The sequence below is a fragment of the Bacillaceae bacterium S4-13-56 genome, from assembly GCA_040191315.1.
In the GTDB taxonomy this organism is placed as follows: domain Bacteria; phylum Bacillota; class Bacilli; order Bacillales; family JAWJLM01; genus JAWJLM01.
Map to the genome: position 1 here is coordinate 1 of JAWJLM010000170.1, position 406 is coordinate 406.

Consider the following 406-nt stretch of genomic DNA (forward strand, 5'->3'; position numbering starts at 1 on the left):
CAGATATGGAGTACCGCATTGTATGAGTGGTCATCGATTAAAATTAAAAGGGTTAGATGAAGCAAAAAAACAATATGTTTGGACATGCCCAGTCTTTGATCCAAAATATAAACAAGAAGGGCTTTCTTGTACAGAGGCATGCCATCTTGAATGTTGTAATAAAGCTCAAACTGGAAGAACGATTCGCATTCCACAGTCCCTGACACCACAAATTGATCCTGAATTTCCGCAGCATCTTCAATCTTTTAAAACGAAGTATGCGGAAAGAACCGCCATTGAACGGGTAAACGCACAGGCCAAAGAAGGCCTTAGTATGCGAAGGGTTCATAAACGAGGTCGTGTTGCAGTTGAAGCACATGTAGATCGTTGCATCACAACTGCACACGCCTTGGCTTATATGTCCGTT

At 42.1% G+C, this 406-nt stretch carries 1 protein-coding gene; it reads left to right on the forward strand.

All coding sequences use genetic code 11. The features are described from left to right. Positions 1–22 precede the first annotated feature (22 nt). The coding region (locus RZN25_18430; protein ID MEQ6378775.1) for a transposase at positions 23–406 on the forward strand (384 nt) is incomplete at its 3' end.